This is a genomic window from Candidatus Aquarickettsia rohweri (genome assembly GCF_003953955.1).
GTDB classification, from domain to species: Bacteria; Pseudomonadota; Alphaproteobacteria; order Rickettsiales; family Midichloriaceae; genus Aquirickettsia; species Aquirickettsia rohweri.
The window spans coordinates 1-9,215 of record NZ_RXFM01000052.1 but is presented as its reverse complement, the minus strand read 5'-3'; the positions used below and the strand labels follow the sequence as shown (position 1 = coordinate 9,215).

Annotated in this window: 10 protein-coding genes; 2 read left to right on the top strand and 8 right to left on the bottom strand. The window is 29.4% G+C overall.

Annotated elements, in window-relative coordinates; translation table 11 throughout:
* The 7 genes from EIC27_RS04225 to EIC27_RS04195 form a co-directional block, all read right to left on the bottom strand.
* On the bottom strand, nt 1-253 hold a 253-nt coding region (locus tag EIC27_RS04225), incomplete at its 3' end, for a GTP-binding protein (RefSeq protein ID WP_240627088.1).
* Between the two features lie 17 nt (nt 254-270).
* Nucleotides 271-2,364: an elongation factor G gene (gene fusA / locus EIC27_RS04220; protein ID WP_126044882.1), complete on the bottom strand. Its 2,094-nt coding sequence runs from the start codon at nt 2,362-2,364 to the stop codon at nt 271-273.
* Between the two features lie 3 nt (nt 2,365-2,367).
* Entirely contained in the window at nt 2,368-2,841 is a 474-nt protein-coding gene (gene rpsG / locus EIC27_RS04215) for a 30S ribosomal protein S7 (RefSeq protein WP_126044881.1), read from the bottom strand.
* A 6-nt stretch (nt 2,842-2,847) separates the two neighbouring features.
* Nucleotides 2,848-3,222, bottom strand: coding sequence for a 30S ribosomal protein S12 (gene rpsL / locus EIC27_RS04210; protein WP_126044880.1), 375 nt, complete (start codon nt 3,220-3,222; stop codon nt 2,848-2,850).
* Nucleotides 3,223-3,326: 104 nt separating this feature from the next.
* Complete coding sequence (locus tag EIC27_RS04205; protein ID WP_126044879.1) at nt 3,327-4,682, bottom strand: sodium:solute symporter family protein; 1,356 nt, start codon at nt 4,680-4,682, stop codon at nt 3,327-3,329.
* 41 nt (nt 4,683-4,723) lie between these two features.
* On the bottom strand, nt 4,724-5,908 hold the full coding sequence (locus tag EIC27_RS04200) for an aromatic amino acid transport family protein (protein ID WP_126044878.1): 1,185 nt from the start codon (nt 5,906-5,908) through the stop codon (nt 4,724-4,726).
* A 107-nt stretch (nt 5,909-6,015) separates the two neighbouring features.
* Nucleotides 6,016-6,645, bottom strand: coding sequence for a tetratricopeptide repeat protein (locus EIC27_RS04195; RefSeq protein ID WP_126044877.1), 630 nt, complete (start codon nt 6,643-6,645; stop codon nt 6,016-6,018).
* Nucleotides 6,646-6,726: 81 nt separating this feature from the next.
* Here EIC27_RS04195 and EIC27_RS04190 point away from each other — a divergent pair, with 81 nt between their 5' ends.
* Nucleotides 6,727-7,344, top strand: coding sequence for a DedA family protein (locus EIC27_RS04190; protein WP_126044876.1), 618 nt, complete (start codon nt 6,727-6,729; stop codon nt 7,342-7,344).
* A gap of 2 nt (nt 7,345-7,346) precedes the next feature.
* Nucleotides 7,347-8,651, top strand: a complete 1,305-nt coding sequence (locus EIC27_RS04185) for a sigma-54-dependent transcriptional regulator (RefSeq protein WP_126044875.1) — start codon at nt 7,347-7,349, stop codon at nt 8,649-8,651.
* 288 nt (nt 8,652-8,939) lie between these two features.
* Here EIC27_RS04185 and EIC27_RS07885 read toward each other — a convergent pair.
* On the bottom strand, nt 8,940-9,215 hold a 276-nt coding region (locus EIC27_RS07885; protein ID WP_153183752.1), incomplete at its 5' end, for a transposase domain-containing protein.

The window sequence follows — 9,215 nt, the reverse complement described above, 5'->3', positions numbered from 1 at the left end:
CATAATCCGCATGTCCTGGACAATCTACGTGTGCGTAATGCCTGCTCTCTGTCTCATACTCCACATGTGCCGAGTTAATTGTTATTCCCCTCTCTTTCTCTTCCGGTGCTTTATCTATTTCATCATATTTTACCGCTGACTTCCCAAAATACTTAGTTATCGCTGCTGTCAACGTTGTCTTCCCATGGTCCACATGCCCTATCGTCCCTGTGTTTACATGCGGCTTGTTTCTTTCAAATTTTCCTTCTGCCATTTTTCCTTTCTCCTTTTTTATTTTTCTTGGTTGATAATCTCATCAGCAATATGCTGAGAAACTTTTTCATAATTAGCAAATTGCATACTATATTGAGCCCTACCCTGTGTCATAGATCTCAAAGTATTAACATACCCAAACATTGTCGCCAAAGGCACTTTAGCTTTAATAATTTGAGCATTACCTCTTGGCTCCATTCCCAAAACTTGACCACGTATACTATTTAAATGACCTATTACATCACCAATGTAATCATCAGGAGTAATAACCTCAACATCCATTATTGGCTCCAATAAAATTGGGGAAGCATTCTTCATACCTTCTCTAAAAGCAGCTTTAGCAGCAATTTCAAATGCAAGTGCGCTTGAATCTACATCATGATACGCTCCATCAAGAAGAGTAGCCTTAAAATCTATCAACGGATAACCAGCAATAACACCAGTCTTACTAATTTGCTCAATACCTTTTTCAATTGCAGGTATATACTCTTTAGGAATATTTCCACCTACAATTTTACTTACAAACTGATATCCTTCTCCTGGCTCTAATTTTTCAAACAATATCTTAACTCTAGCGAATTGACCAGCACCACCTGATTGCTTTTTATGAGTATAATCAATTTCATGCGAACCATCTATAGTCTCTCTATAAGCAACCTGAGGAGCACCAATATTTGCATCAACTTTAAACTCCCTCTTCATTCTATCAACTATAATTTCTAAATGCAATTCACCCATACCAGCAAGCTTAGTCTGATTTGTTTCAATATCCGTATTAACTCTTAAAGAAGGATCTTCAGCAACCAACCTTGCTATTGCAATAGACATTTTTTCTTGATCTTGAGTAGTTTTAGGCTCTATAGCTACCTCAATAACTGGCTCTGGAAATTCCATTTTCTCTAAAACAATATCACAACCAATTTCACAAAGCGTATCTCCTGTAGAAGTTGTTTTCAACCCTGCTATTGCAACAATATCACCAGCATAACATTCTTTTACATCTTCTCTATTATTCGCATGCATAAGCAACATCCTACCAACACGCTCCTTTTTTTCTCTAGTAGCATTATAAATAGTAACACCTGATTTTAAAACACCAGAATACACCCTAACAAACGTTAAAGAACCTACAAATGGATCATTCATCACTTTAAAAGCTAAAGCACACAGCTTTCCATCATCAGAAGAGCCAACCTCCACCTCTTCTTGGCTGCTAGATTGAATACCTTTAGCAGGAGGAATATCAATTGGACTTGGAAGATAATCTACCACTGCATCTAACAATGGCTGCACCCCCTTATTTTTAAAAGCTGATCCACAAAATACTGGAACAAACATGCCTTTTAACACACCATTACGAACACATCTTCTAATCTCCTCTACCGTTAAATCTTCGCCTGCTAAGTATTTTTCCATCACTTCATCATCAGCCTCAACAATAGTCTCAACTAAGTTAGCTCTATATTCAGCAGCCTTATCCTTTAGATCATCAGATATTTCTCTATATTCATATTCAGCACCAAGCTTATCACCTTTCCAAATAATTGACTTATTCAACACTAAGTCAATAACCCCTAAAAAATTATCTTCAGAACCTATAGGTAACTGCATAACAGCTGGCTTAGCACCAAGCCTATCGACAATCATATCAACGCATCTATAAAAATCAGCCCCTACTCTATCCATTTTATTAACAAAACACATTCTTGGCACATTATATTTATCAGCTTGCCTCCAAACTGTTTCTGATTGAGGCTCAACACCAGCAACACCATCAAAGACTGCAACAGCACCATCAAGCACTCTTAAAGCTCTTTCAACTTCAATTGTAAAGTCAACGTGCCCTGGAGTATCAATAATATTAACTCTACACATCTTACCACTTTCGCTCTTCCAAAAACATGTAGTAGCAGCAGAGGTGATTGTAATCCCTCTTTCTTGCTCTTGCTCCATCCAATCCATAGTAGCATTACCCTCATGCACCTCTCCAATTTTATGAGATTTTCCAGTGTAATACAACACTCTCTCTGTAGTGGTAGTTTTTCCAGCATCAATATGAGCCATGATGCCTATATTCCTATAATCTTCAATCTTAGTTTCTCTTGCACACATAACTTACCACCTATAATGAGAAAATGCTTTGTTTGCCTCAGCCATCTTATGAATATCTTCTTTCTTCTTGTAAGCCATCCCTTTCTTATTGTAAGCATCTATTAATTCATTAGACAATCTATCAACCATAGTCTTCTCTGATTTCCTAGACCTAGCAGCATTCACAAGCCACTTTAAAGCCAAGGCCAAAGCTCTAGAAGACCTAACTTCCATTGGCACTTGGTAAGTTGCTCCACCAACTCTCCTTGATTTAACCTCTATTAAAGGCCTCAGATTATCAACAATTTCTTCAAAAGCCTCAACAGGCTCTTTTTTAATTTTACCAGAAAGATTATCTATCGACTCATAAACAATCTTTTCAGCCTTAGCTTTTTTACCATTTTGCATTAAATAGTTAATAAATTTAGCAATCACAATACTTTTGTAATTTGCATCAGGGGTAATATTTTTTATCTCTGCAGCTCTACGTCTTGACATATATATTTACGATTTAGCTTTCTTTGTTCCATATTTAGATCGACACTGCTTTCTATTTTGTACACCTTGTGTATCTAATGCACCTCTTACAGTATGATACCTAACTCCTGGCAAATCCTTAACTCTACCACCTCTAATTAAAATAACTGAGTGCTCTTGAAGATTATGCCCTTCTCCAGGAATATAACTTGTCACCTCATATCCATTAGTAAGCTTAACCCTAGCAACCTTTCTCATAGCCGAGTTAGGCTTTCTTGGAGTAGTTGTATATACCCTTGCACAAATACCTCTTTTTTGAGGACACCCTTGCAAAGCAGGAACTTTATTTTTAGCCTCCTTAGATTTCCTAGGCCTTTTTACTAATTGACTTATAGTTGGCATTACAAAATAATTTAAAAATTAAAAAACAATGTGGTCTGGAGATAATATTTATAACTCATCAGCTAGTCAAGTGATTTTTGCAAAAAACTAACTCACTATAACATTCATCTTTTACTAATATTATTTATCAAAGCAAATATCATAATTGATATAGAACTTATTAGAGCCCCCAAATAAAAGTTTTCAATTACAGTAAGTCCAAAAAAATCATTAATAAACATTGACATACAAGCTAGTAATATAGAATAAATAAACTGCTTCTCACTTAAAATCTTTTTAAAAAAAATAGTGCACATCATTGGTATAGCTAATGTAATTCCACAATAACTTCTTAACAATTTATAAAAATAATCAATATCATCAACAAAATGCCCTGCTAATAAAAAAGTTATTATACCTGTAATAACTAAGCTTCCAATTTTATATACATTGTTTTGAGAAAATTTTTTACCAAGCAAATCATAAATTAATGTACTACTACAAATAAATAAAAAAGAATCAAGTGTTGATAAAATTGTTGCTGCAATACCTGCAAGAAACAAACCTTTTAAACCTATAGGCAATATACTCATAGCATAATTAAAATAAGCTTCATGTGGCATAGAATCAGGAAAGACAGCTTTGGCATACATAGAGCTACTAACTGTACAAAAATCACAAATCATCCAAAATATTACTGAAATAAGAATGCCCTTCTTAGCAATTGCTGAATTTTTTGCAGAAAAACACCTTTGATAAAATACTGGACTCATAAAAGTAGTAATAATTGAAATAAAAAACCATACAAATAATCCAGTTAGCGTCTCACCACTATTAATATAAAAATATTCCTCACCTAAATTTGCATTTAAAAAATCATAACCACCATATTCAAGATATGAAAATATTACAACCATAACAATAGATGCATACATTAATATAAATTGAATGGCATCTGAATATATTATCCCACTAAAACCCCTGATTCCTATATATGCTATTACAAATATCATACCTAATAGCATAGAAGAATTTAAACTCAATCCAAATAATTTTTGAATCAACAAACCAATTCCTATTAAATATGAAATAGGCAAAGCTTTTATTAAAATCATAAAAGATGTTAATTTATAAGAAGTTTTTCCATATTTTACTTTAATTATCTCAGGCAATGTAAAAACATTCATTTTCCTTGCTTTTTCGACAAAAAATAACATAAAAAAAATAGCCGCTAAATAAAAGCCAATTCCATATACAACAATAGTGCTTATACCTCTTTTAAATGCAATTTGCGTTACTCCAAATATATCACCATACCAAGTTGAAACTAATGTTGTAACAAATAACGGCAAAGTTAGTTTACGACCAAAAATTAAATAATTAGCAACACTGCTTTCATTATTTTTCCTAGATAAGATTACTGTGTAGAGCAAAGTAAATAATGTCAGAATAATAAAAATGCTTAAATCAAAATATCCCATCCTTACCCTACAACTATCTGTAATAATTTATTACACAATTATTAAAACAGTAAATTTACAACTTCTATGGCAATTATTACTATTCCAAAAAACATAGTTATAATAACTGCCAATCTACTTTTTATACCAATCTTAAATGCAATAGCTGTAGGAAAAATAATTGCAAGTAAACTTAAGCTTATAGCTGCCAAAGCTAATGCACTTAAAAATATATTTTGCTCAAAAATAGCCATAATAAAAGGTATAAAAAAAGTCAATAAAAGAGCTAAAAGTTGATCTTTTAGTATATTTTTTTTAAACTTAAATTTCTCAAAAAAATAATCATATAATCCTATTCCCACACCTAAAAATGAAGTAACTATAGCTAACCAACTAAACATAGATATCACTGAATGCAAGGCACTATTATCAGCAATGTTAGTTAACATATTTATAAAACAACCCAATTTATTATTAGCATGTTCAATAGACTCAAAGCTAATCAATCCATATTTTGGTAATACTCCTAAAGAAAAAAACATCCATAGCAAATATATAAAAAAACTTATTAAGCTTCCCAAAAAAAATGACTTTTTAATATTTATGGCATCGTTATCTAAGTATTTCATTATAAAGGGAATACCACCATGAAACCCAAAAGATGTAAAAAATATTGGAATAGCTTTAAATATTTGACTATTAATCTCAATATAGCTAACAAAGTGATTAATGTTAGCAAATTTGATCTTTAAAGATAAAAAATATAATAAAATCAAAAAAAGAGTAAATTTCAAAATAAATACCAATCTATTACTTATATCTAAAATTTTATTATTATAAACAACACAAAATATAAGTACTCCCACAATCAAATAACCTAAATAATTCGATTTATAACTAGTCAATATAAATTTATTAATTGCTGCTATATCAATAATACCTGAAATATAAGCAGCTAACAAAGAATAAAACAAGCTCACAATAGAAAAATCTGCTAATAACCAGATCTTCGAATTAAAACTTTTTTTACATAATTCTGAAATGGAATATGCACCCTTATAAAAATGATTGATCTCTAAAGCTAAAGTTGCTGTATAATAACCTAAAAACCATATAAAAATCAAAAGCGCTAATGTGCTAAGAACACCTAAAGAAGAAGCCATCATTGGCAAAGCCAGCATACTAGCTCCAATGCTAGTTCCTGCAACAATAAATACTGCTCCAACTAATTTATTTTTAATAAACATCTAATTTTGTAGAATTTAAAATTTGCACAAAAAATAAAACTAAAAATACCAGCTGTAAAGATGTTTCTTTTTTAAAATTAACTTAAAAAGTTTATAAATTAATAAAATTAGGACAATCTTTTATTTATAATTTTTGCAAGATATAATAATAAATTTGGAGCCTCATTGTCTGTTAGAATTTCATTTATTTTATGCGATTTAGAGTTATAATTACCTTTATTTAAAAGTAATATTGATTCCCCTAAGACTGCAATATTTTTAAAATATTTAGAATCTTTATAAAAATCCTCATACAATTTTATTCCATCATCTAAACTAATTTTTCCCGTATGTACCCTTATTTTTATAGCCATTAATTTAGCATAATCCCTATAAATTTCACTGGAACTATTAGATTTATAAATTAACTCATAATTATGAATTGACTTATTAAAATCTTTATCGTCGTAATAATATGCTGCCAACTGAAGCTTAGCTAAATCTCCATATACACTGTTTTTTTGCTTAATTTTCTCTAATTTCGAAATTCTAATTTGCTCCTTGGAATTTATTGCATCATTATATTCACTAGAATCCTCAAGCAATAAATTGCTTTTATAATTGCACCACCAAAAATATAAAATTGTAAAAATAAAACATGCTAAAATAGCAGCTACTAAATATTTACCATAATTCTGAAAAAAGTTGAGTAATTTTTCTTTCTTAACTTCTTCTTGAATTTCGTCTAAAATGTCCATAATTGCAAATTAATAATTGTGATTTAGAATTTTTAATCTATATTAAACAAAAGTTATTTAAAATAAACATTGTTGAAATAAATGTTTGTAGAATTTTTTGAAGAAATATTCAAGCTAATTTTAAATTTCGTTCAAACCTTTGGTTATATTGGAATTTTTATAATGACATTTATAGAAAGTACATTTATACCCATACCAAGTGAATTTACATTAATACCAGCAGGATACTTAATTGCTAAGGGAGACATGCATCTAGCACCTGTACTTATATCTAGTATAGCAGGAACACTATCAGGATCATTTGTTAACTATTTTATAGCTTATCATTTTGGTAGAAAATTATTTATAAATTATGGCAAGTACTTTTTTTTAAAATCTGGACAACTACTAAAGATTGAACTTTTTTTTAATAAATACGGCGTTATATCAACATTTTTTGGAAGAATGTTGCCAGGAATTAAACATTTTATATCTTTCCCAGCTGGACTTGCAAAGATGAACTTAAAATTATTTACACTTTATACATTTTTAGGAAGCTTGATTTGGCTGTCATTCCTCCTTTACCTTGGGCATGTGATTGGAACAAATGAAGAGTTAATATCTACTTATATAAAAAGATTTAACATAACTATAATTATTATTGTTATTTTTATTTTTTTACTACTATATGTTATAAAAAAGTTAAAAAAAAATAATTAAAAATGGTCGACTTATTAGTAATAGATGATGAACAAGATATAGGTGAATTAATAAAAGATATTATTGAAGACGAATTAAATTTACAAACTGAATATACGTTGAACTCCTCATCAGCTATAAAATTATTAGAAAAATTCACCCCTAAAATAGTCATTCTCGATGTTTGGCTTGAAGGCAGCGATATGGATGGATTAGGATTGCTTAAAATTATTAAAGAAAAATATAAAAACACAGCTGTAATTATAATTAGTGGACATGGTAATATTGAAACTGCTATTAAAGCAATAAAATTAGGAGCTTATAGTTTTATAGACAAGCCTTTCAAATCAGAAAAACTAATACTAACAGTGAAGAGAACTTTAGAAAATATTGAACTTCAACAATATAACACACAACTAAAACAACAGAATGATTTAGCTGCTATTATTGGCAAAAGCAAAAAGATAAATGATATAAAAAACACAATTGCAAATAAAATAGGTACAAACACTAGAACCATGATAATTGGTGAAATAGGCACTGGAAAAGAAAAAATCGCTAGATTAGTACATGATTGTCAAAATTCAGGAAATAAGCCTTTTTACAAAATAAATATTGAAAATTATACTGAGCAGGAGTTAGACAAGATATTGTTTGGTTATAAAAATGATACACCTATTTTTGAAAAAGCTAAAAGATCTACATTATATTTAAATCAGGTCACAAAGTTAACATCTAATTTACAGAAGAAATTATTAAATTATTTAAACAAAAGTCAAAATTCAATACAATTTTGTAGAATTATAAGCTCCTCTTCTTTAATCAAAAATAAATTAAAAAAAATATTTAATCATGATTTGCTACAAAGGTTATCCTCAATTACAATTGAAATACCACCACTTAGAGAACGCAAACAAGATATCCAATCAATTGTTGAATATTATGTAAATAATTTCAAAAGTAATTATAATATAAACAATATAAATATAGATGATGATTTTTTTTCACAATTTTTAAACTACGATTGGCCAGGAAATATTTTAGAACTAAAAGCATCTATAGAAAATATATTAATTAAATTACTTTTAAAATCACATACTTCATTAAATATTAAAAATTCCTTACATAAAAGTACTGAAAATTTTGATACAGAATTTTATCACAACCAATCTTTTAAAGTTGCTAAACAATTTTTTGAAAAAAAATACATAGAAATAAATCTACAAAAAAATTATAAAAACGTAACAAAAACAGCAAAAAAGATTGGGATCGAAAGAACAGCTTTACATAAAAAAATCAAAGACCTAGGAATAAATTTTCACAATTAATGGTTGCAATTGCAATTTCTGAAATGTAGCATGATTATTAAGTGTGCTGCATGTGTGTGAAAGCCAACCTACCTTATAGGGCTTAAGCAATCATAGGTATAGTAGCAAAATAAAAACAAATATCAAGGAGGAAAATTATGAGGGGGAAAAAAATTTTATGTACAAGCTCGATAGCTTTAGGACTAATATTAGCTAACTTAAAAGTAAACGCTAAAATATCCCCATCTTGACAAGTATTATCCGCCTTTCTTTGGGTTTCTTAAGTTTTTTGATAATTCTAAAAAAAATTTAATTTGATGATATTTTTTTATCAATATTATATGGAAGTAAATTTACTAACTCTTTTGGATCAGAATAATCATGAATATGATTCAGCAAATATTTTAAATAATCATAAGGATTAATCTTATTTACTTTGCAAGTTTCAATAATACTATAAATATTTGCACTAGCTTTAGCACCCTTAGTTGTTGCACAGAACATCCAATTTTTTCTGCCAACTGCAAATGGTTTTATACTACGCTCCGAATCATTATTATCAATACGCAGTCTTCCATCTAAAAG